This is a genomic window from Gordonia humi (assembly GCF_014197435.1).
Taxonomy (GTDB): Bacteria; Actinomycetota; Actinomycetes; order Mycobacteriales; family Mycobacteriaceae; genus Gordonia; species Gordonia humi.
In genome coordinates this window covers 2,391,688-2,412,460 of the sequence record NZ_JACIFP010000001.1, presented here as the reverse complement: position 1 = coordinate 2,412,460, position 20,773 = coordinate 2,391,688, and the positions used below count along the sequence as shown (strand labels likewise).

Annotated in this window: 20 protein-coding genes and 1 riboswitch; of the genes, 9 read left to right on the top strand and 11 right to left on the bottom strand. The window is 67.9% G+C overall.

The genetic code is table 11. The annotated features are described in order from the left end of the window. Window positions 1-7 precede the first annotated feature (7 nt). From sdhA to BKA16_RS10985, 3 genes are all read left to right on the top strand, one after another. The gene (sdhA, locus tag BKA16_RS10995; RefSeq protein WP_183370686.1) at window positions 8-1,762 is read left to right on the top strand and encodes a succinate dehydrogenase flavoprotein subunit; all 1,755 of its coding nucleotides are present in this window, start codon (window positions 8-10) and stop codon (window positions 1,760-1,762) included. After that, window positions 1,762-2,544 (top strand): succinate dehydrogenase iron-sulfur subunit, encoded by a 783-nt coding sequence (locus BKA16_RS10990; protein WP_183370685.1) that lies wholly within the window; start codon window positions 1,762-1,764, stop codon window positions 2,542-2,544. The genes sdhA and BKA16_RS10990 overlap by 1 nt, the downstream gene beginning before the upstream one ends. Before the next feature lie 131 nt (window positions 2,545-2,675). Further along, a complete protein-coding gene (locus BKA16_RS10985) occupies window positions 2,676-3,962 on the top strand; it encodes a D-alanyl-D-alanine carboxypeptidase family protein (RefSeq protein WP_246371728.1) in 1,287 nt (428 codons plus the stop codon). Between the two features lie 12 nt (window positions 3,963-3,974). Here the strand turns inward: BKA16_RS10985 and BKA16_RS10980 are convergent, their stop codons facing one another. Genes BKA16_RS10980 through BKA16_RS10965 form a run of 4 tightly spaced genes read right to left on the bottom strand, consistent with a single transcriptional unit; the run spans window position 3,975 to window position 8,199 of the window. Next, window positions 3,975-5,027 (bottom strand): YhjD/YihY/BrkB family envelope integrity protein, encoded by a 1,053-nt coding sequence (locus BKA16_RS10980; RefSeq protein ID WP_183370684.1) that lies wholly within the window; start codon window positions 5,025-5,027, stop codon window positions 3,975-3,977. Window positions 5,028-5,051: 24 nt separating this feature from the next. Then, window positions 5,052-6,071: a tryptophan--tRNA ligase gene (gene trpS / locus BKA16_RS10975; protein WP_183370683.1), complete on the bottom strand. Its 1,020-nt coding sequence runs from the start codon at window positions 6,069-6,071 to the stop codon at window positions 5,052-5,054. A gap of 37 nt (window positions 6,072-6,108) precedes the next feature. Then, entirely contained in the window at window positions 6,109-6,951 is an 843-nt protein-coding gene (locus BKA16_RS10970; RefSeq protein WP_183370682.1) for an exodeoxyribonuclease III, read from the bottom strand. 9 nt (window positions 6,952-6,960) lie between these two features. After that, window positions 6,961-8,199, bottom strand: a complete 1,239-nt coding sequence (locus BKA16_RS10965) for an MFS transporter (protein ID WP_382427140.1) — start codon at window positions 8,197-8,199, stop codon at window positions 6,961-6,963. A 115-nt stretch (window positions 8,200-8,314) separates the two neighbouring features. Here BKA16_RS10965 and BKA16_RS10960 point away from each other — a divergent pair, with 115 nt between their 5' ends. The 3 genes from BKA16_RS10960 (at window position 8,315) to BKA16_RS23655 (ending at window position 11,413) form a co-directional block, all read left to right on the top strand. Beyond that, complete coding sequence (locus BKA16_RS10960; protein ID WP_183370680.1) at window positions 8,315-9,268, top strand: D-alanyl-D-alanine carboxypeptidase family protein; 954 nt, start codon at window positions 8,315-8,317, stop codon at window positions 9,266-9,268. A 328-nt stretch (window positions 9,269-9,596) separates the two neighbouring features. Beyond that, window positions 9,597-11,285 carry a sodium:solute symporter family protein gene (locus BKA16_RS10955; protein WP_387996737.1) on the top strand — a complete coding sequence of 563 codons (1,689 nt, stop codon included), beginning with the start codon at window positions 9,597-9,599 and terminating at the stop codon, window positions 11,283-11,285. Further along, window positions 11,282-11,413: a putative transporter small subunit gene (locus tag BKA16_RS23655; protein WP_221246809.1), complete on the top strand. Its 132-nt coding sequence runs from the start codon at window positions 11,282-11,284 to the stop codon at window positions 11,411-11,413. Before BKA16_RS10955 ends, BKA16_RS23655 begins: the two co-directional genes overlap by 4 nt. 24 nt (window positions 11,414-11,437) lie before the next feature. Here the strand turns inward: BKA16_RS23655 and BKA16_RS10950 are convergent, their stop codons facing one another. Then, window positions 11,438-12,889, bottom strand: coding sequence for a PE-PPE domain-containing protein (locus tag BKA16_RS10950; protein ID WP_343067372.1), 1,452 nt, complete (start codon window positions 12,887-12,889; stop codon window positions 11,438-11,440). Window positions 12,890-13,216: 327 nt separating this feature from the next. Next, a riboswitch (SAM riboswitch) is annotated at window positions 13,217-13,337 on the top strand. Window positions 13,338-13,404: 67 nt separating this feature from the next. Between BKA16_RS10950 and BKA16_RS10945 the strand changes: the two genes are divergently transcribed. Together BKA16_RS10945 and metX are read left to right on the top strand one after the other, a co-directional pair. Beyond that, complete coding sequence (locus tag BKA16_RS10945) at window positions 13,405-14,706, top strand: bifunctional o-acetylhomoserine/o-acetylserine sulfhydrylase (protein WP_183370679.1); 1,302 nt, start codon at window positions 13,405-13,407, stop codon at window positions 14,704-14,706. Window positions 14,707-14,731: 25 nt separating this feature from the next. Continuing rightward, entirely contained in the window at window positions 14,732-15,886 is a 1,155-nt protein-coding gene (gene metX / locus BKA16_RS10940; RefSeq protein ID WP_183370678.1) for a homoserine O-acetyltransferase MetX, read from the top strand. A gap of 43 nt (window positions 15,887-15,929) precedes the next feature. Here the strand turns inward: metX and BKA16_RS10935 are convergent, their stop codons facing one another. Both BKA16_RS10935 and BKA16_RS10930 read right to left on the bottom strand, forming a co-directional pair. After that, window positions 15,930-16,304 (bottom strand): nuclear transport factor 2 family protein, encoded by a 375-nt coding sequence (locus BKA16_RS10935; protein ID WP_183370677.1) that lies wholly within the window; start codon window positions 16,302-16,304, stop codon window positions 15,930-15,932. Window positions 16,305-16,326: 22 nt separating this feature from the next. Next, window positions 16,327-17,223, bottom strand: coding sequence for a LysR family transcriptional regulator (locus BKA16_RS10930; protein WP_183370676.1), 897 nt, complete (start codon window positions 17,221-17,223; stop codon window positions 16,327-16,329). A 72-nt stretch (window positions 17,224-17,295) separates the two neighbouring features. On the opposite strand from BKA16_RS10930, the gene BKA16_RS10925 reads away from it, so the two are divergent. Next, entirely contained in the window at window positions 17,296-18,258 is a 963-nt protein-coding gene (locus BKA16_RS10925; RefSeq protein WP_183370675.1) for an EamA family transporter, read from the top strand. Here the strand turns inward: BKA16_RS10925 and BKA16_RS10920 are convergent. From BKA16_RS10920 to BKA16_RS10905, 4 genes are all read right to left on the bottom strand, one after another. Next, entirely contained in the window at window positions 18,157-18,471 is a 315-nt protein-coding gene (locus tag BKA16_RS10920) for a DUF3017 domain-containing protein (RefSeq protein WP_183370674.1), read from the bottom strand. The two genes, BKA16_RS10925 and BKA16_RS10920, sit on opposite strands and share 102 nt — an antisense overlap. Next, window positions 18,471-19,334, bottom strand: a complete 864-nt coding sequence (locus tag BKA16_RS10915) for a bifunctional methylenetetrahydrofolate dehydrogenase/methenyltetrahydrofolate cyclohydrolase (protein WP_183370673.1) — start codon at window positions 19,332-19,334, stop codon at window positions 18,471-18,473. Before BKA16_RS10915 ends, BKA16_RS10920 begins: the two co-directional genes overlap by 1 nt. Window positions 19,335-19,404: 70 nt before the next feature. Next, a complete protein-coding gene (gene nagB / locus BKA16_RS10910) occupies window positions 19,405-20,154 on the bottom strand; it encodes a glucosamine-6-phosphate deaminase (protein ID WP_183370672.1) in 750 nt (249 codons plus the stop codon). 145 nt (window positions 20,155-20,299) lie between these two features. Beyond that, a complete protein-coding gene (locus tag BKA16_RS10905; protein ID WP_183370671.1) occupies window positions 20,300-20,440 on the bottom strand; it encodes a hypothetical protein in 141 nt (46 codons plus the stop codon). Between the last annotated feature and the right edge of the window lie 333 nt (window positions 20,441-20,773).

Sequence of the window (20,773 nt, the reverse complement as noted above, 5' to 3'; positions counted from 1 at the left end):
GAAACTCATGCAGGAACATCGCTATGACGTCGTCATCGTGGGTGCCGGTGGTGCAGGCATGCGTGCGGCCATCGAGGCCGCGCCCCGCGCCCGCACCGCGGTGCTGACCAAGCTCTACCCGACGCGCAGCCACACCGGCGCCGCACAGGGCGGCATGTGCGCCGCGCTCGCGAACGTCGAAGAGGACAACTGGGAGTGGCACACCTTCGACACGGTCAAGGGCGGCGACTACATCGTCGACCAGGACGCCGCGGAGATCATGGCCAAGGAGGCCATCGACGCGGTGCTCGACCTGGAGAAGATGGGTCTCCCGTTCAACCGCACCCCCGAAGGCCGCATCGATCAGCGCCGCTTCGGCGGGCACACCCGCGACCACGGCAAGGCTCCGGTCCGTCGCGCCTGCTACGCCGCCGACCGCACCGGCCACATGATTCTCCAGACTCTGTACCAGAACTGCGTCAAGCACGACGTCGAGTTCTTCAACGAGTTCTACGCGCTCGACATCAACATGACGACCGACGAGAACGGCGAGCCCGTCGCCAACGGCGTCGTCGCCTACGAGTTGGCCACCGGCGAGATCCACGTCTTCCACGCGAAGTCGATCGTGTTCGCCACCGGCGGCTCGGGCCGCATGTACAAGACGACGTCGAATGCGCACACCCTCACCGGTGACGGCATGGGCATCATCTTCCGCAAGGGCCTGCCCCTCGAGGACATGGAGTTCCACCAGTTCCACCCGACGGGCCTGGCCGGTCTGGGCATCCTGATCTCCGAGGCGGTCCGAGGCGAGGGCGGCATCCTCCGCAACGCCGACGGCGAGCGCTTCATGGAGCGCTACGCCCCCACCATCAAGGACCTCGCACCGCGCGACATCGTCGCCCGCTCGATGGTCCTCGAAGTCCTCGAAGGTCGCGGCGCCGGCCCCAACAAGGACTACGTGTACATCGACGTCCGCCACCTCGGCGAGGACGTGCTCAACGAGAAGCTCCCGGACATCACCGAGTTCTCGCGCACCTACCTGGGCGTCGACCCGGTCACCGAGCTCGTCCCGGTGTACCCCACCTGCCACTACGTCATGGGCGGCATCCCGACCAACATCAACGGCCAGGTGCTGAGCAACAACGAGCAGATCGTTCACGGTCTGTTCGCGGCGGGCGAGTGCGCGTGCGTGTCGGTGCACGGTGCGAACCGTCTGGGCACCAACTCGCTCCTCGACATCAACGTCTTCGGTCGTCGCGCGGGCATCGCCGCGGCCGACTACGCGAACTCGGCGTCGTTCTCCGAACTCGAGGAGACCCCGACCGCGATGGTCGACGAGTGGCTCGCGGGTCTGCTCTCCGAGCACGGCAACGAGCGCGTGGCCGACATCCGCACCGAGCTGCAGCAGCTCATGGACAACAACGCCTCGGTGTTCCGTACCGACGAGACACTCACGACGGCCCTCGACGGTGTCCGCGAACTCAAGAAGCGGTACAACCACGTCCGCGTCCACGACAAGGGCAAGCGCTTCAACACCGACCTGCTCGAGGCCGTCGAACTCGGCTTCCTGCTGGAGATGGCCGAGGTCACCGTCGTCGGTGCGCTGAACCGCAAGGAGTCGCGCGGCGGACACGCGCGCGAGGACTTCCCCAAGCGCGACGACGAGAACTTCATGGTGCACACCATGGCGTACAAGAAGGGCACGGGCCTGCTCTCCGACATCGAGTTGGACTACAAGCCCGTCGTCCAGACCCGCTACGAGCCGATGGAGCGTAAGTACTGATGACTGCCACATTGGAGAACCCGGCGACCAGCGAGCCGCCGCTGCCCCCGGTCCCCGCCGAGGCGACCATGGTCACGCTGAAGATCTACCGGTTCAACCCGGAGAATCCGGACGCGCAGGGTTTCGAGAGCTTCCGCGTCCCGGCGCTGCCGACCGACCGTCTGCTCAACCTGCTCCTCTACGTGAAGGGCTACCTGGACGGATCGCTGACGTTCCGACGCAGTTGCGCCCACGGCGTGTGCGGCTCGGACGCCATGCGTGTCAACGGCGTGAACCGCCTGGCCTGCAAGCTCCTCATGAAGGACCTGCTGCCCAAGGACCCGTCGAAGGAGATCACCATCTCCATCGAGCCGATCAAGGGTCTCCCGGTGGAGAAGGACCTCGTGGTCGACATGGAGCCGTTCTTCGACGCGTACCGCGCGATCAAGCCGTTCCTGATCACCACGGGCAATGAGCCCACCAAGGAGCGCCTGCAGAGTGCCACCGACCGCGCGCGGTTCGACGACACCACCAAGTGCATCCTCTGTGCATGCTGCACCACGAGCTGCCCGGTGTTCTGGAACGAGGGCTCGTACTTCGGTCCGGCCGCGATCGTGAACGCTCACCGCTTCATCTTCGACAGCCGTGACGAGGCCGCGGCCGAGCGCCTGGACATCCTCAACGACGTCGACGGCGTGTGGCGCTGCCGCACCACCTTCAACTGCACCGACGCATGCCCCCGCGGCATCCAGGTGACGCAGGCCATCCAGGAAGTCAAGCGCGCCCTGATGTTCTCGCGCTGAATCAGCAGACCTGTCTCTGCAGCCCCGAGAGCGCCCCGACCGTATCGGTCGGGGCGCTCTTGTCTGCTCGCCTCCCGGCCCGGACGCGCGGTGCCTCGGGCGGACGAGACCGGCGGGTACCCTGTAGCGCGATGTCTCGATCACGCACCGGGCGGATGGCACGCCTGATCACAGCAGCGGTCATGGCGGCGACGCTCACCGTCCCGGGCGGCCTCGCGTCCGCCGACCCGATCGACGAGTACACCGAGTTCGTGCCCGTCCCGCATCCGGACACCCGCGACTGTCCGCACAAGACGCATCCCCCGGACGCGGTCGACACCTCCGAGGTCGTGACCCCGGGGTCCACGACGCCCACTCCCCTGCCGGTACCGACACCCGCCGTCGGCGGCGAGCGACTCGCCGGCTGCGACATCGTCGCCGATCCCGCCGCAGGCCCGCTGCCGGAGAGGCTCACGAGCGCGGGATGGCTCCTGGCCGACCTCAACACCGGCGACGTGATCGCCGCGAAGGACCCGCACGGACGCTACCGTCCGGCGTCGACCGTCAAGGTGCTGCTGGCGCTGACCGCCCTCGACGAACTCGATCTCGACGCCGAAGTGACGGGAACCGACGATGACTACGCCATGGAAGGCGACTCCTGTGGGATCGGTCCCGGCGGGACCTACACCGTCCGCGATCTGCTGAGCGGACTGCTGCTCGTGTCCGGAAACGACTGCGCCAACGCCCTCGCCCGCGAACTCGGCGGACGCGACGAGGCGCTCGCGAAGATGAACGCGCACGCGGTGGCACTCGGCGCACAGGACACGCGAGCGGCGAGCCCGTCGGGCCTCGACGCGGCAGGCATGTCGACCTCGCCGTACGACGAGGCGCTGATCTTCCGCGACGCCATGGCGAACGAGACGTTCCGGCACATGATCACGCTGACGACCTATGATTTCCCCGGCTTTCCGCCGCTGACGGACGTCCCCGGAGACAAACCGCACCCCGGCTACACGATGACCACCAGCAACGCACTGCTGCGCGACGGCTTCCCCGGCATGATCGGCGGCAAGACCGGATACACCGACGATGCGCTGAAGACGTTCGTCGGCGCCGTCCAACGCGACGGCCGCACCCTGATCATCGTGCAGATGTACGGGGTGAACCAGAGCGAGAACCTCTACACCGATCAGGCGGTCCGCATGCTCGACTACGGTTTCGCCTGCCCCGCGGGCACGTCCGTCGGGACGCTGATCGATCCGCCGACCTCGCACGAGGACGGCCACGGTGATCGCGGTGAGCTCACCGCGTCGTTCGTGGACGAACCGTCCCACTGGGGCCGGTGGGCGTTGCTCGGCATCGCCGTGGTGGTGGTCGCGGCCCTGCTCTGGGCGCTCGTGACCCGTCGCAACCGCGCCGACGGCGACGGCTCGGAATAGTCGCCGAACGACTCAGCGCCGTCGCCGACCGAGCACGGCGCCGATCGCCGCTCCCAGACCCGCAGCCGTGACCAGGCTGCGTGTCTTCGAGGTCGGGGACACCTCGTACACCGGGGCGAGGTAGACCGGCTCGTGTTCGGTCTCGTCTCCGTTCGACTCGACCTCGTCGTCGGTGAGCAGTTCGACGTTGTCCGGGTTCGATGCGGTCCACGCCGTCGCGTACAGCACCACCCGGACGGCGAGATACGCGAACACCATGACGCCGATGATCGGTCCGAAGGCCGCACCCGCCGGGCTGCTCAACACCGACCGGAGGTACACCGCGCCGAGCGACTTGAGTATCTCGAAGAACACCGCGACGACGACGGCCGCGGGCATCACCACGCGGATCGGGATGGTCTGCATCGGCATCCGGGACAGGACCACCGAGAAGAGCAGCCACGTCGCGATCACCGAGGCGACGATCGACGCCACCCGCAGCAGCAGTCTGCCTCCACCGGACTGCTCGATGCCGAGCTGATCGATCACCCACTGCCCGACCGGCCCGGTGGTCGCCACGGTCAGTGCGATGGTGAGGACGAACAGCAGCCCGAGCGCGACGAACATGACCAGATCGACGAGCTTGCCGACGACGGCATTGCGCTTGCGGCGCCCGCCCCACATGTCGCTGAGCGCGTTGCGCGTGAGCCCCATCCAACCGAGGCCCGTCAGCGCCGCGCTGGCCAGACCGAGCACACCGACCGTGGCACGCGAGGCGATCGCCGAGTCGATCACGGTGTTGAGCTGCTTACCGAGGTCGCCGGGGATGTTCTTGAGAACGGCGTCGGTGATCTCGGTGATCAGCTCCGGTCGGCTCGCGAGCACGAAGCCGGCGATCGCGAACGAGACCATGAGGATCGGTACCAGCGCCAGGATGCCGGTGAAACTGATCGCCGCGGCATAGACGTTGCCCCGACGCGCTGTGTAATGATCCTGCATCGCGAAGATGCGGCCCACCACCGGCCACTGCTTGATCGCTTCGAGCAGCGCCGGCAATCCGGCGAAGAATGCCTTGATCCGGTCCACGCGTCCCTCTCGCTCAGCTTCCTCTTACGGCGCGACGAACCCTACCTTGTCGTAGACGTCTGCGAGGGTAGCCGAGGCGATCTCCCTGGCTCTGGCCGCGCCGTCGCTCATGATCGTGTCGAGGTATGTCGGATCTGCCAGGATCTCCTCGACCTTTCCGCGCAGCGGGGTCACGAAGTCGGTCAGGATCTCGGCGGTGTCGACTTTCAAGTCGCCGTAGCCCTTCCCGTCATACGATGCGACGATCTCGTCGACACCGCGCCCGGTGAGTGCGGACTGGATGGTCAACAGGTTCGAGACGCCCGGCTTGTTCTCACGATCGAAGGCGATCACGCGGTCGTTGTCGGTGACCGCGGAGCGGATCTTCTTGGCCGAGCGCTTCGGATCGTCGAGCAGGTTGACCAGACCGGCGTCGCTGTCGGCCGACTTGCTCATCTTGGCCGTCGGGTTCTGCAGGTCGTAGATCTTCGCGAACTCTTCGACGATGTGCGGCATCGGCACGGTGAACGACGCGCCGAAACGCTTGTTGAAGCGCTGCGCGAGGTCACGAGTCAGCTCCAGGTGCTGACGCTGGTCCTCACCGACCGGGACCGCGTCGACCTGGAATGCGAGGATGTCGGCGGCCATCAGAATCGGGTAGGTGAACAGTCCGACGCCGGCGGCGTCCTGCCCCGCCTTGGCCGACTTGTCCTTGAACTGGGTCATCCGGCTCGCCTCACCGAAACCGGTGATGCAGGTCAGCACCCAGTTCAGCTGAGAGATCTCGGGAACCTGGCTCTGCGCGTAGATCGTCGCCTTCTGCGGGTCGACGCCGACCGCGAGGAGCTGCGCGACACTGCGACGCGTGCGCTCGCGCAACTGCTTCGGCTCGAACGGCACGGTGATCGCGTGCATGTCCGGGATGAAGTAGTAGGCGTCGAAGTCCTCCTGCAGTTCAACCCACTGCTTGACCGCCCCGAGATAGTTGCCGAGGTGGAACGAATCGCTCGTCGGCTGAATCCCGGACAGGACGCGGCGACGCGGTGTGGGCTGCGCAGAAGTCATGCGCCGATTCTTTCAGATCGGCGCAACCGGGTTTCGCTCAGGCGAACTCGGCGGTGACCGGCGCGTGGTCGGACCAGCGACGGTCGTAGGCCGACGCGCGATCGACCCAGGTCCGCTGGAGTCGGTCGGCGAGCGACGCCGTCGCCAGGTGGTAGTCGATGCGCCAGCCGGAGTCGTTGTCGAAGGCCTTACCGCGCCAGGACCACCACGCGTAGGGACCGTCGACGTCACCGTGGTGGGTGCGCGCCACATCGACCCAACCGCCGTCGATGCGGGCGCCCACCCATTCGCGCTCGTGTGGCAGGAATCCGGAGTTCTTCCGGTTGCCTCGCCAGTTCTTGATGTCGCGTTCGGTGTGGGCGATGTTCCAGTCGCCTGCGACCACCACCTGGCGCGCGTCGTCGCGCAGACCGTCCAGGTACGGCCCGAACTCGTCGAGGAAGCGCACCTTCTCCTCGTACTTCTCGACGTCCTTCGGATCGTCGGTCAGCGCGGCGCCCGACGGCAGGTAGAGGCTCGCCGCGGTCACCGGCCCTCCGCCGAGGTCGAAGTCGGCTTCGATGTAGCGCCCGAGCTCGTCGAACTCGTCGCTGCCGAAGCCGGTGCGGACGGCGGTCGGTTCGGTGCGCGAGAGGATGCCGACGCCCGAGCGCCCCTTGACCGATGATTCGGTCATGTGCAGGTGCCAACCGTCGTCGAGCGCGGGCGCCAGGGCCTTCCGCGTGATGGCCTCCGATGCGCGGATCTCCTGCATGAGCACCACATCGGGAGTGTTCTCCGACAGCCACGGAAGCATGCCGTGATTGTTCTCGTTGCGGGTCTTGACCGCGGCGCGAATCCCGTTGACGTTGACTGTGCTGATGGTGAAGGAGTTCGTCACGGCCCGACCTTATCCTCGGGCGCCGACAACGGACGATTCCCGGCGGTTCACCAGCACGGCGACGGCCAGGACCACGGCTCCCCCGAACGCGAGGCAGGCGCCGACCAACGACGGCGCGCGGTAACCCCACCCGGCGGCGACGACCACCCCGCCGAGCCAGGCGCCGATGGCGTTCGCCACGTTGAGCGCCGAGTGGTTGAGCGCCGCGGCGATCGTCTGCGCGTCCTGCGCGACATCCATCAGCCGGGTCTGCAGCCCCGGTATCGCGACCGATCCGGACATGCCGACCAGGAAGGCGACGGCCACGGCGGGCCACCCGGTGGTGACCGTCGCCGCGAAGACGAGCAGCGCGGCGGCCGCACCGATCATGCCGATCGCGATGGCGCGGTCGCCGAGGCGGTCGGCGAGTGCACCGCCGACCAGGTTGCCCACCACCATGCCGACGCCGAAGAGCGCGAGCGCGATCGGCACGGTCCATTCGGCGAGACCGCCGAGCGAGGTCAGCGCCGAGTTCAGGAACGTGTAGAACGCGAAGAAGCCGCCGAACCCGACCATGCCGACGAGTAGAGTCAGCCAGATCTGCCGGTTCTTCAGGCCGCCGAGTTCGGTCCGCGGATCGGTGGTGGTCATATCGGCCAGACTCGGCACGACCCGCCACAGGGCGGCGACGGTGACCGCGCCGATCACCACGACCATCGCGATCGCCGCACGCCAGCCGAAACTCTGCCCGAGCCAGGTGGCCGCGGGCACGCCGATCACATTGGCGACCGACAGTCCCAGCATCACCTGTCCGACGGCCTTGGCGCGGCGCCCGGGCCCCGCGACGTGGGCGGCGACCAGGGCGGCCACCCCGAAGTACGCACCGTGCGGCAGACCCGCGATCACTCGCGCCGCCATCAGCACGCCGTACGACGGTGCCACCAGGCTCAACGCGTTGCCGACGGTGAACGCGACCATCAGCGCGATCAGCAGCGTACGACGCGACATGCGGGCGGCGGCCACGGCGATCACCGGCGCTCCGATCACCACACCGATCGCGTACGCGGAGATCAGATGGCTGCCTGTCGCCTCGGTGATCCCCAGGTCACGAGAGATGTCGGGCAGCAGTCCCATCGCCACGAACTCGGTGGTCCCGATCCCGAAGCCGCCGAGTGCCAGGACGAGGATGATCAACGCCAGCCGAGGCGATCGACGGGAGGTGTCGGTGCCGGCCGGGGCATGATCGAGGGTCACAGGAGATTCACGCACAGTGCCATAACGTGCGGACCCCGTCGCGGGCTTCCCGACACCGCGGTGATTCCGCTCACCGAGCGTGCCCGATCGCATATCCTCTGATCGGCGTCATCGCCTAAACTTCCGTTTCGTGAAGGTTCGACGACCCGCGGCACGGTGGATGACACCCGTCGGTGTCGCCGTGTTCGCGGTTCTGGTCGCGACCTGCGGTTTCCTGACATCCGGTTCGGCGGCGCCGACCGGCGACGGGGTCGTCGGCTCCCCCGCCGATCGTGCCGCCCGCGCCGCGACGCTGGCGGGCGCGCAAAGCCCCTCACCGGGATCGTCCACGCGGATCGGCGCCGTCGTCGTCGATCGGCACACGGGTGAGGTCGCCGTCTCCGGTGCCGCCGACGAGCCGATGTTCACCGCGTCGCTGGCGAAGCTGATGGTCGCCGCCTCGATCGTCGACGGTGCACGCCGCGCAGGAGTTCCGGTGGACCCGTACGACGTCGATCTCATCGGCCGCGCACTCGGACCGAGCGACGACCTGGCCATGAACGAGCTGTGGGTGCGGTTCGACGGTGTCGACGTCCTGCGCCGACTCGACACGATGTGGGGTCTCCGGCAGACAGCGCCACCGGTCGACGGCTCGTTCTGGGGCGCGACGACCACGACGGCGCGGGAGGTGGCCCGGGTGTTCGACAACGTTCTCGGACTTCCCGAGTTCGCACGCGAGATCGTGCTCGGACCGATGGAGTCGGCCCCTCCGGTCGCCGCGGACGGCTTCGATCAGCTCTTCGGGCTGCGCAGCGAGGACCTGGACTCCTTCACGACCGTGAAGCAGGGCTGGATGTGCTGCCTGGCCGACACCGCGCACCTGCACAGCGCAGGCGTCGTCGGCACCGATCGGCGCTTCATCGTCGTGCTGGTCAGCCGCACCCCGCAGACGACCGCCACCGACTGGAACTCGATGCGCGCCGCGTTGTCCGCGGCCGCGCTGTCCGCGGTGAACGCACTCGGCGCCGAGGTCAGGCGACCGCGGACCGAGAACCCGTTCGCCGTCGTGGCGCTGCCCGCACTGCGACAGTCGACCCGAGTGTGACTTTCCGCACTGCACCCCCTCGTGTGATCACCACACCTCACCAGTGCATATGACGCATCGACGGCATTGTCGGGCAAACGGATGAACTGGCTTCCGCGCGGGCCGTTGGGTAAAGACAGAGGATGCCTCGCGTCGTATGCGACGCCACCTGGAGAGAAAGGACCACTGTGTCGACGGCCCGGAGTGTCACCGTCCCCCGCTCAGCAACGCGGATCTCGTTCTCGGCGAGAACGATCACTCCCGGACAGCTCGAACCTCCCGACTGACCGCTGAATCCTCGTCCACCTCGTCGCGGTCCCGCGCCGCCTGATGTGAAAGCGATTCACTCGTGTCAGAACTGACAACCCTCTCCGGCCCGATAGTCATCCTGCTCTTCGTGGCCTTCTTCGGCACCAGTCTCTACATCGCGCTCCGAATCGGACGCAAGAAGGAGAACGCCGACGGATACATGACCGCCGGCGGCAAGATCGGATACGGCATCTCAGCCGCATCGATGACCGCGACCTGGATCTGGGCGTCGTCGATGTACGCCTCAGCCGAATCGGGCTACACCTACGGTGTCTCCGGGCCCATCCACTACGGACTCTGGGGCGCGTTGATGATCCTGCTCATCTACCCGTTCGGCAAGCGGATCCGCGCGGTGGCGCCGAATGCGCACACGATCGCCGAGGTCATGTTCGCCCGCCACGGGCGGTCGAGCCAACTCCTGCTCGCCGGCTCGAATGTGCTCGGCAGTCTGATCAGCTTGACCTCCAACCTGATCGCGGGCGGCGCACTGATCGACATGCTCTCGCCGTTCACCTTCGTCGAGGGCATCGTCGCCATCGGCGGCGGCGTCCTCCTGTACACGCTGTGGTCTGGCTTCCGCGCCTCCGTGCTCACCGACTTCGTCCAAGTCGTGTTCATGCTCGGCGCCGTCGTCATCATCATTCCGGTGGTGTTCTTCGCCGCGGGCGGCCCGGATCTGTTCACCAGCGGTGCGCACAACCTCACCGATCAGCAGCGCGACTTCTTCTCCTCCGACGCGTTCTTCAACCAGGGCGCCCCCTACATCGCGGCCGTCCTCGCATACGCGATCGGCAACCAGACCATCGCCCAGCGCCTGTTCGCCGTGCGCGAGGATCTGATCAAGAAGACCTTCGTCACGGCGACCGTGGGCTACGGGGCGGCGATCATCGGCATCGGGATGCTCGGCGTCCTCGGTCTGTACGCCGGGATCAGCCCGATGGACGGTGACGTCAACAACCTGATCCCCCAGATGGCGGCGACGTACCTTCCCGCGGTCCTGCTGTGCCTGTTCTTCGTCATGATCATCGGTTCGCTGGCCTCGACGGCCGACGCCGACATGACCGCCCTCGCGTCCATCATGATGGCCGACGTCTACGGACAGAACATCGCGGGCAAGAGGAAGGCGAACCCGGCCACCATGGTCATGATCGGCCGCGTCACGATGGTCGTCGCCACCGTCCTCGGCATGGTCTTCGCCGCACAGCACCTCAACGTCCTCGACCTGCTCGTGTTCGTCGGCGCCCTGTGGGGTGCGCTCGTGTTCCCGGTGATCGCCTCCTTCTACTGGAACCGAGTGACCAACCTCGCGTTCAGCGTCGCCGTCGTCGTCGCGCTGATCTTCTTCCTGCCCGTCCGCTTCTCCTGGATCTCGATGGACGGCGGCGTCGGAATCTTCTTCGACGTGCTGTCGACGGTGGGGATCGGCGTCGTCCTGGGACTGATGGCGTTCGGCTTCTTCGGCAAGACGGTCGCACTCGTCATCGGCATCGTCGCACCGATCATCGCCGCCCCGTTCGCAATCGGATTCCTGCACCAGTACGCGGTGCTGTCGGCATCGCTCGTGGCGTACGCGGTGAGCACGCTCGTATGCGTCGGACTGACCATGCTCAACACCGATAAGAGGTTCGACTTCGCCGTCATCGCCGATCGCACCGGCCGCTTCGACGACAGCGACGACCACCCGACGACCCCCGCGGTCGCCGCCACCGGAGAGGAAGCCACCGAATGACCACCTTCTGGATGACCCTGTATGTACTCGTCTGGCCCGCGATCACCCTCGGCATGCTCAGCGTGATCGTGCGCGCCTTCTATAAGGAGTGGCGCCAGGCCCGCAAGGAGGGCCGCAGCATCGTCTGACGCCGTTCGGCGCGATGCCCGCCGTCACTGTCCGACCCGGACCGTCGCGATCGCGTTCCGGATGAACGCGGGAGACTGCGGCCCCGCGGTCGGCGCGGTCGGCGTCGGGACGTCCCGCGGCGCAGGAGTCGGAGCGATCTGCGGGGTCGACGGACCGGCCGCCACCGTCGTGTCCGCGATGGTGCGCGGTGCCGCCCGAACGGTCAGCAACGGCTGCGTCGTCGGTGCCTGGTCCGCGAGGATCGCACTCTCGGGTGCACGGTCGCCGAGTGCCCGAGACGGATTCAACACGATGCCCGGCAGCTTCCGGCTGTCGATCATCGGGACATCGAGCTCCGTGCGCAGCAGTCGGGTGTCCGGGACCAGCGCGTCGGGGACGGCCGGCGAATCGGTCATCCCGACGCCCAGGTCGACGCCGACCGACAGGCTGTTCTCCGTGCCCCAGCTGCGGCTCACATCCACGCCGACCAGACCGGCGACGACGGTCCGGACGCCGATCGTCAGATCGCCCGACGACGAGTCCGGACGGCCGCCGACGATCGGACGGAGCGACGCGAGCGTGAGGCCCGGCGTCAGATCGAGCGCCGACCGGCCCTCCACCGCGGTGGCCGCCGTGTCGAGGGCCGGCAGCGGCGTGCCCGTCTCGCGTGCGGCACCGGCCGCGACGATCGACGCCGCCGACGTCTGCGGCACCACGCAGTCGTCGGTGGCGCCCTGCGTCCGGCAGTCCACGCCCGCCCAGTCGGCCGGCGTCGTCCGCATGCGCATCGGGTAGTAGCCGTGCTTGACGAAGTAGCCGACGAGCGAGTCCGCTGCGCCGATCGGGTCGTAGAGCGGATCGGGGACGTCGCAGACGCCGTCGCCCTGAGCGCAGACCTGACGGACCGGAATGGTGCCGAACCCGCCGTCGCGCGGCCCCGACATGGTGGTCCCGGGGAGCAACCCGATGAGGGAGTTCTCGACGCCGGTGCCGTCCGCCCGGCCCACGCGTCGCGGATCGGAGTACAGCTCGCCCGACAGGCCCGCCTGTCGCACGCCGTTGGCGTCGCGACCGTTCGCGACGTCCGAGAGGACGTCACCGGCGACGCGGGCGCCCTGTGAGTAGCCGGCGACGACCACCGGCCGTCCCGGGCAGCGCTGCTGGTAGTCGACGATGGCGTTCTCCGTGGCGATCTTGCCGAGGGCGACGTCGTCGTCGTAACTGATCGGGCCGAGTGGCCACAGAGATGTCGGATAGTCGACGTACGCGACCTGATAGCCGCGGTCCGCGTACCGATCTCCGACGCCCGTCACGCCGCCCGCCGGAACCCCGTCCGCGTTGCGGGGAGCGAGCGTGCCTGCGACGACGACGGCACCGCCGTTGCCGCACGAGTCCGCCGATGCCGTACTTCCGCCTGCCGGATTCACCAGGGCTGTCACGCCGGCGATCACGGAGATCGACATGAGAAGTAGCGGGAGGGTTCGTGTCTTGGTCACTCCCAGATCGTTGAGCGCCCGGAGTCGCTTCCGTACGACGCAGATCACATGTGGCGCAGAGTTCACACGGTCGACCCGGTCCGTCGCATCGGCGCTACAGAACGTATCCGCACTGTTGCACTCTCGTTTGCTATTGAGGTTAGGCATGCCTCACTAATAGCATGGGGTGGAGCGCGCCCGCGCATGTCGATCGATCAGACGACGCTTGCCAGTCGACTGTCGGACGGCTGCCTGTTAGCACAGGTTCGCACGGCGGCGAAAGGGTTTCAGGCCCGGGAGGTTCGGGCATTCTCACCCGAGTACACGCGTGCGATACTCTCGTTCTCAGGTCATGAGCGTCAGCAGTGAGCCCCGGCTTGCTGACCGGCAACCCTCCAACCGCGGTGGGGTGCTCCGGGTGATGACCTGGCGGCAACGGGGCGAAGCTTCGTCGCCGCAAGCGCGGGTCCGAAGGTCGGACCCAAGGAACAAGCGGGCAGTGCGCCCGGCCGACCAGAAGAAAGTGATGACGTCTCATGTCTGACGCCGCAAACTGGAGCTTCGAGACCACCCAGGTTCACGCCGGGCAGGTCGTGGACGCGACCACCAATGCTCGCGCCCTCCCGATCTACCAGACCACGTCGTACGTATTCAACGACACCGACCACGCCGCGAATCTGTTCTCACTCGCCGAGCCGGGCAACATCTACACCCGCATCATGAACCCGACGCAGGACACCGTCGAGCAGCGCCTGGCCGCGCTCGAGGGCGGCGTCGCCGCGCTCCTGGTGTCCTCCGGCATGGCGGCGACCACGTACGCCGTCCAGAACATCGTCGAAGCCGGCGGGCACGTCGTCTCGAGCCCGCGCATCTACGGCGGCACGTTCAACCTCTTCAACTACACCCTGCCCAAGTTCGGCGTCGAGGTCTCGTTCGTCGAGGATCCCGACGACCTCGAGTCCTGGAAGGCCGCGATCAAGCCGAACACGCGCGCCGTGTTCGCCGAGACGATCTCGAACCCGCACAACCAGATCCTCGACGTCGAGGGCCTGGCGAAGGTGGCGCACGACGCCGGGCTGCCGCTGATCGTCGACAACACGGTCGCCACCCCGTACCTGCTGAATCCGCTCAAGCTCGGCGCCGACGTCGTCGTCCACTCGGCCACCAAGTACATCGGCGGACACGGCAACTCGATCGGCGGCGTCCTGATCGACGGCGGCACCTTCGACTGGCGTGTGCAGCGCGACGGTCAGGACCTGTTCCCCGGCTTCACCACCCCGGACCCCAGCTACAACGGCGTCGTGTTCGCCGACCTGGGCGCACCCGCCTACGCGCTCAAGGCGCGCGTGCAGTTGCTGCGTGACACCGGTTCGGCCATCTCGCCGTTCAACGCGTTCCTGCTGGCCCAGGGCATCGAGACCCTGAGCCTGCGCGTGGAGCGCCACGTCGCCAACGCGCAGAAGGTCGCGGCGTTCCTCGACGGGCACGACCAGGTGACCAGCGTGACCTACGCCGGTCTCGAGTCGTCGCCGTACTACGAGATCGGCCAGCGGCTCCTGCCCAAGGGCCAGGGCGCGATCATCGCGTTCGAGATCGACGGCGGCGTCGAGGCCGGCAAGAAGTTCGTCAACGCTCTCACCCTGCACAGCCACGTCGCGAACATCGGCGACGTGCGTTCACTGGTGATCCACCCGGCGTCCACCACGCACAGCCAGCTGACCGAGGAGGAACTGCTGTCCGCGGGTGTGACACCGGGACTGGTGCGCCTGGCCGTCGGCATCGAGGGCATCGACGACATCCTGGCCGACCTGACCGAGGGCTTCAAGGCCGCCAAGTGATTCGAACTCACGAAGGAGGCGTCCGGTGTCGGTGATCCTCGACCCGGCCGCCACGGCGTTCGACCCGGACTGGGCCGCGGCCCCGGACGGGTCGGACGTCGCCGTGCGCATCGGCGATCTGTCCCTCGATTCGGGGGCGGTCCTCGCCGATGTCACGGTCACCTTTCAGAAGTGGGGTCGGCCCAACGCCGCACGCGACAACATCGTGCTCGCGCTGCACGCGTTGACCGGCAACTCCCATGTGACCGGCCCCGCCGACGAACGGTTCTCGATGACCGGATGGTGGGACGGCCTGATCGGCCCCGGCGCGGCCGTCGACACCGACGAGTGGTGCGTCGTCGCCCCCAACGCGATCGGCGGATGCTACGGCTCCACCGGTCCCGGTTCCCCGGCCCCCGACGGCAAGCCGTGGGGTTCGCGTTTCCCGTTGCTGACCGTGCGCGACCTCGTGCGTTCGGAGCGGACCGCCTTCTCGGCGGTCGGCATCGAGCGGTTCGCCGTCGTCGCCGGCGGATCGATGGGCGGCGCCCGCGCACTCGAGTGGGCGGTCAGCCATCCGGACAGGATCGACGCCGCGCTGGTGCTCGCCGTCGGCCCCCACGCCTCGGGCGACCAGATCGGCACCCAGAGCACGCAGATCGCGGCCATCAAGGCCGACGCCGACTGGCAGTGCGGCGACTACTACGGCACCGGCCGCGAGCCGATGGCCGGCATGGGCATCGCCCGCCGGGTGGCGCACCTGTCGTATCGCAGCGGACGCGAGCTGGACGAGCGGTTCGAGAATCAACCGCAGGGCGACGAGGATCCGCTGACCGGCGGCCGCTACGCGATCGCCAGCTACCTCGAATACCAGTCGGAGAAGCTCAAGTCGCGCTTCGACCCGGGCAGCTACGTCGCCCTCTCGGAGGTGCTCAACAACCACGACGTGGGCCGCGGCCGCGGCGGCTGGCGGGCCGCCCTCAACGCCTGCGCCGTGCCGACCATCGTCGGCGGCATCGACTCGGACCGCTTGTACCCGATCTACCAGCAACAGCAGATCGCCGACGAGCTCGCCCACACGGTCGGCGACCTGCGCGTGATCTCCTCCGACGCGGGCCACGACGGCTTCCTCACCGCGAAGGAGCCCATCGGCGAGCTGCTCGGCGAGGCGCTGGAGTTGGTGCGGTCGCAGCGCCGCTGACCGCCGGTCCGGACTCGCTCGACCGGCGGAGAGAACCCGCCACTCACACGCCCGGCGACGCCACCCAGCATTCGACGATCCGCCCGTTCTCGACGCGCAGGATGTCGTTGCCCGAACCGTGCGTCGTCTGACCGGCGCGCACGGCGCCGTGACTGATCCAGCGGGCGGCGACGTGGCCGTCTCCGGCGAACGGCTCCACTTCCAGGCGGTACTCGAGACCGGTGTGCGTGGCCTTCACCGCGGCGACCAGCGCTGCGAGTTTGCCGGGACCGATCACATCCATCGTCGGCCAGTGCCCCACGAAGTCCTCATCGACGAACTCCTCCGCCGCGGCGGCGAGCTTGCCTCGATCCTTGGGACCGTTCCACAGGTCGTCGATCCAACGGCGATACAGGTCGGTGTCGGTGGTTTCGTGCATACTCCACCGTGACACACTCGTCTCACCCAGCGGCGGACGTCATCGCCTCGACGATCGCGTCGAGGACGGTCGTCACCGCACGGCGCCGCGCCCGGTCGGGCCTCATGATCGCCGACAAGGTCCTCTCCGCGGGCACGTCGACGATCTCGCGGAGGACCAGGCCGTCGTCGGGCACGGTGGTGAACCGCGGCAGCACGGCGAGCACGTCTCCGGTCCTGACCAACGACTCGGCCACCCGATTGTCCCGGAGCCGCTGACGGACGTCGAGAGTCTCGTCGAGCGTCGCGGCTATCCCGCGCAGCACCGAATCGAACGGATAGCCCTCGGGAACGCCGATCCAGCGCTGCCCCGCGAGGTCTGCGGCCCGCAGGGTCGGCAGCGCGGCGAGCGGATGCCCGGGCGCCATCGCGATGTCGAGCGGCTCGACGGCCACCTGGCGCACCACGAGGCCGTCGGTCCCGGCCGGTCGTCGACGGTCCAGACTGTGCGCGACGACGATGTCGTAATCGGCCGTGCGCTCGGCGAACTCGACCTCGGCGAGGTCCGCGTCGTCGAGCCTCAGGTCGATGCCCGCGAGATCGGCGGCGGCCACGACCGCGGGGTAGAACACCGCCGCGGAGCTCGGGAACGCCAGGATGGAGACCGATCCGCCCGCGTCGTTCCGGTAGGCGTCCCATTCGGCCTGGACCTGCGCCACCGTCGTCTGCACTCGACGGCCGCCGTCGGCCAGCAGACGGCCCGCCTCGGTCAGTCGCAGCCCTCGTCCGTCCGGTTCGGTGAGGGCCATCCCGAACTCGCGTTGAGCGGTCCGCAGCTGCTGGGAGACCGCCGACACCGTCCGATGGGAGGCCCGCGCGACGGCGGTGATGCTGCCGCGGTCGGCCAATTCGCGCAGCAGCTCCAGATGACGCACGTCCATGCAGCCAAACTACAGTGTCGATGTAGATGTTTTCAGTTGTACTGAAATGTCAACGGCGGGACGATGGATGACGTGCCCTCCCGCCATATCGCTCTCGCCGTCCTCGTCGCCGCTGTCTGGGGCGTCAACTTCATCGCCATCGACTACTCCTTGGACACGTTCGCACCGATGTTCCTCGTGGTGGTCCGCTTCGCCCTCATCGCGATTCCGACGGTGCTGTTCGTACCCCGCCCGGCGGTTCCGACTCGCTGGCTGATCGGCTACGGTGTCGGGTTCGGCGTCCTGCAGTTCGCATTCCTGTACTGGGGCATGTCGGCCGGGATGCCCGCCGGTCTGGCGTCGCTCGTACTGCAGGCGTCGGCGCCGTTCACCGTCCTCCTCGGCGCGACATTCCTGAGCGAGCGGCTGTCGACTCGCCAGGTGGTCGGCATCGTCGTCGCCGTCACCGGACTCGCGGTCGTCGGCTGGCAGCGTGCCGAGCACGCGGCGATCCTGCCGTTTCTGCTCACCCTCGCGGGCGCGTTCGGGTGGGCGATCGGCAATGTCTGCAACCGACAGGCACGAACGGCGGATCCGTTTCGGCTGATGCTGTGGATGACGGTGGTGCCGCCGATCCCGATGCTCGCCGTGAGCCTGCTGGTCGAGGGGCCCGCGGAGATCGGCGAATCGGTTCGCACCGCGTTCACTCTCGACGGTCTGCCCGCCGATCTCGGACTGCTGTTCACCGTGGTCGTCGCGACAGTCCTCGGATCGGGCGTGTGGACCTGGCTGATGTCCAGGTATCCGGCGAGCGTCGTGGCCCCGTTCTCGATGCTCGTTCCCGTGGTCGGGATGACGACGGCCTGGCTGATGCTGGATCAGTCCGTGCGTCCGGTCGAGATCGCGGGAGCCGTGCTGGTGGTGTCCGGTGTGCTCTTCGGCAGCATTCGCCGGTCAGGCCGTGCCCAGCGCGTCGATCGACGTGGCGAGCCAGAGGACGGCGGCGCCGAGGGCAGCCATGGTCACGACGTCGAACGGGCGACTGCGGATCTGTAGCAGTCCCACACGCGATGTCGGGAGCAGGGCGCGGATCGTCGCGGCGACGACCAGCGCCGCTCCGAAGACGAACGCGCCGCGACGCCAGCGGTCGACGAGCACGAGCACGGCGGCCACCGCGACCAGCGCGAGCACCACGTAGAACGGGATGTTCACGATCCAGCCGTGGATCCGCCGGGCCCGGCGGAGCTCGTCGACGCGCTCGTCGGTCATCAGGCGCTCGCTGCGGCCAGCTGTTGTTCGGCGCGCTCGACGACGTTCGCGAGCAGGAACGCTCGGGTCAGGGGGCCCACGCCGCCCGGGTTCGGCGAGACCGCGCCCGCCACGTCCCAGACGTCCGGGGCCACGTCGCCCTTGAGTCCCTCGTCGGTGCGCGAGACGCCCACGTCGACGACGGCGGCCCCCGGCTTGACCATGTCGGCGGTGATCAGATGCGCGACGCCGGCCGCGGCGACCACGATGTCGGCGCGGCGGACCTCGGCCGCGAGGTCGCGCGTGCCGGTGTGGCACAGGGTGACGGTCGCGTTCTCGCTGCGGCGGGTCAGCAGCAGTCCGATCGGGCGACCGATGGTGACGCCGCGACCGACGACGGTCACGTGCGCGCCGTCGAGCGGAATGTCGTAGCGGCGGAGCAGGTGGATCACGCCGCGCGGGGTGCACGGCAGGGTCGACGCCTTGCCGAGGACCAGGCGCCCGAGGTTGATCGGGTGCAGACCGTCCGCGTCCTTCTCCGGCGCGATGCGCTCGAGGGCCGCGTTCTCGTCGAGGTGCTTGGGCAGCGGGAGCTGAACGATGTACCCGGTGCACTCCGGGTCGGCGTTGAGTTCGTCGATCGTGGCGTTCAACTGGTCCTGCGTGATGTCAGCGGGCAGGTCCCGGCGGATCGACGCGATGCCGACCTTCGCGCAGTCGGAGTGCTTGCCCTTCACGTAGCTCTGCGAGCCCGGGTCGTCGCCGACGAGCACCGTCCCGAGTCCCGGGGTGATGCCCGCCGCGCGGAGTGCGTCCACGCGGGTCGTGAGGTCGGTGAAGATCTCGTCGCGGGTGAGTTTGCCGTCCAGTCGAATCGCCGTCACGGTGTCCCATTCTTCCACGCGGGGGCCGTGTGCCGCGCAATCGGATCGGTCGGTCACCTCCACCAGGGGGCTACGGCTTGTGGTCGTACACGTATCGGTAGTAGTCGGCGTCGCGCAGGCGGCTCGCCGCCGCCTCGTCGACGACGACGGTCGCGTGCCGATGCCACTGCAGGATCGACGCCGGACAGGACGCCGACAGCGGCCCCTCGACGGCGGCCGCGATCGCTTCGGCCTTCCCCTCCCCCGTCGCGACGAGGGCGAGGTGCTTCGCGTCGCTGATCGTGCCGAGGCCCTGGGTGATGACGTGCATGGGCACGTCGTCCATCGAGTCGAAGAACCGGGCGTTGTCCTGCCGCGTCTTCTCGGTGAGTGTCTTGATCCGCGTCCTCGACGTCAGCGACGACGACGGCTCGTTGAAGCCGACGTGTCCGTTGCTGCCGATGCCCAGGATCTGGACGTCCACCGGGCCGAGGTCGGCGATCAACGCGTCGTATGCGTCGGCGGCACCCCGAAAGTCGGGGTTCATCCCGTCCGGGGAATGGACCTCGCCGATGTCGACGTGGTCGGTGAAGTTGTCGCGGATGAATCGGGCGTACGCCTCCGGGTGCGTCGGTTCGAGTCCGATGTACTCGTCGAGCAGGACGGCGTTCACTCCGTGGAAGGACAGCCCGTCTTCCCGGTGCCTGCGGATCAGTTCGGTGTACGTCGCCAGCGGCGACGACCCGGTCGCAAGTCCCAGGGTCGTCGCCCCCTCGGCGACGGCGTTCGTGACGATGTCGGCCATCACGTGTTCGGGACGGTCGGTGATCACGACTTCCATTGACAGCCCTGCCTTCTCGGGTCGATGGTCGGCACATCGCTCATCGCGCTTGCCGATCACGCTACCGAGGGTCGAGCGTCCGCGCGCGCTCGATGGACGAATCCGACGCCTCGCGGTCTCGGATTCGCCCGTCTACGCGCGCAGGTCAGGCGGCGATCGGCTGCTGCGAACGTGCGACGGCGAGGAACTCCTCGACGGTCACGTAGAAGCCGGTGGCGTCGTCGATCTGGAACCAGACGGTCTGGCGCGGATCGAGATCGGTGGTGTCGGTCTTGTGGGTATGCATGTGTATGCCTCCTGGCATGAGTAGTGGGCAGCGACGCGGCGCGCCACTGCTTCGACATGTGTCGTGGGTCGGTCCGGCTCCGGATCGGCGTGATCCTCACGCCGATCGATCAGAGTCCGGGTCCCTGTCAGATGAGGTTGTCCCGGTTCGCCTTCGCCGTGTGGCGCGCGATCCGTCGACCCTGAAACCTCGGGAGTTTTCGCAGCGGTGCTCGCGGACCGTGAGATGATCAACGCTGTTTGCTGCAGACATACCAGTCTCGCACGAACGTTCGGTGTACGTCAAGGGTTATGTGGAAACTGTCGATTCATTCGTTCAGACGAAGATCCCTCA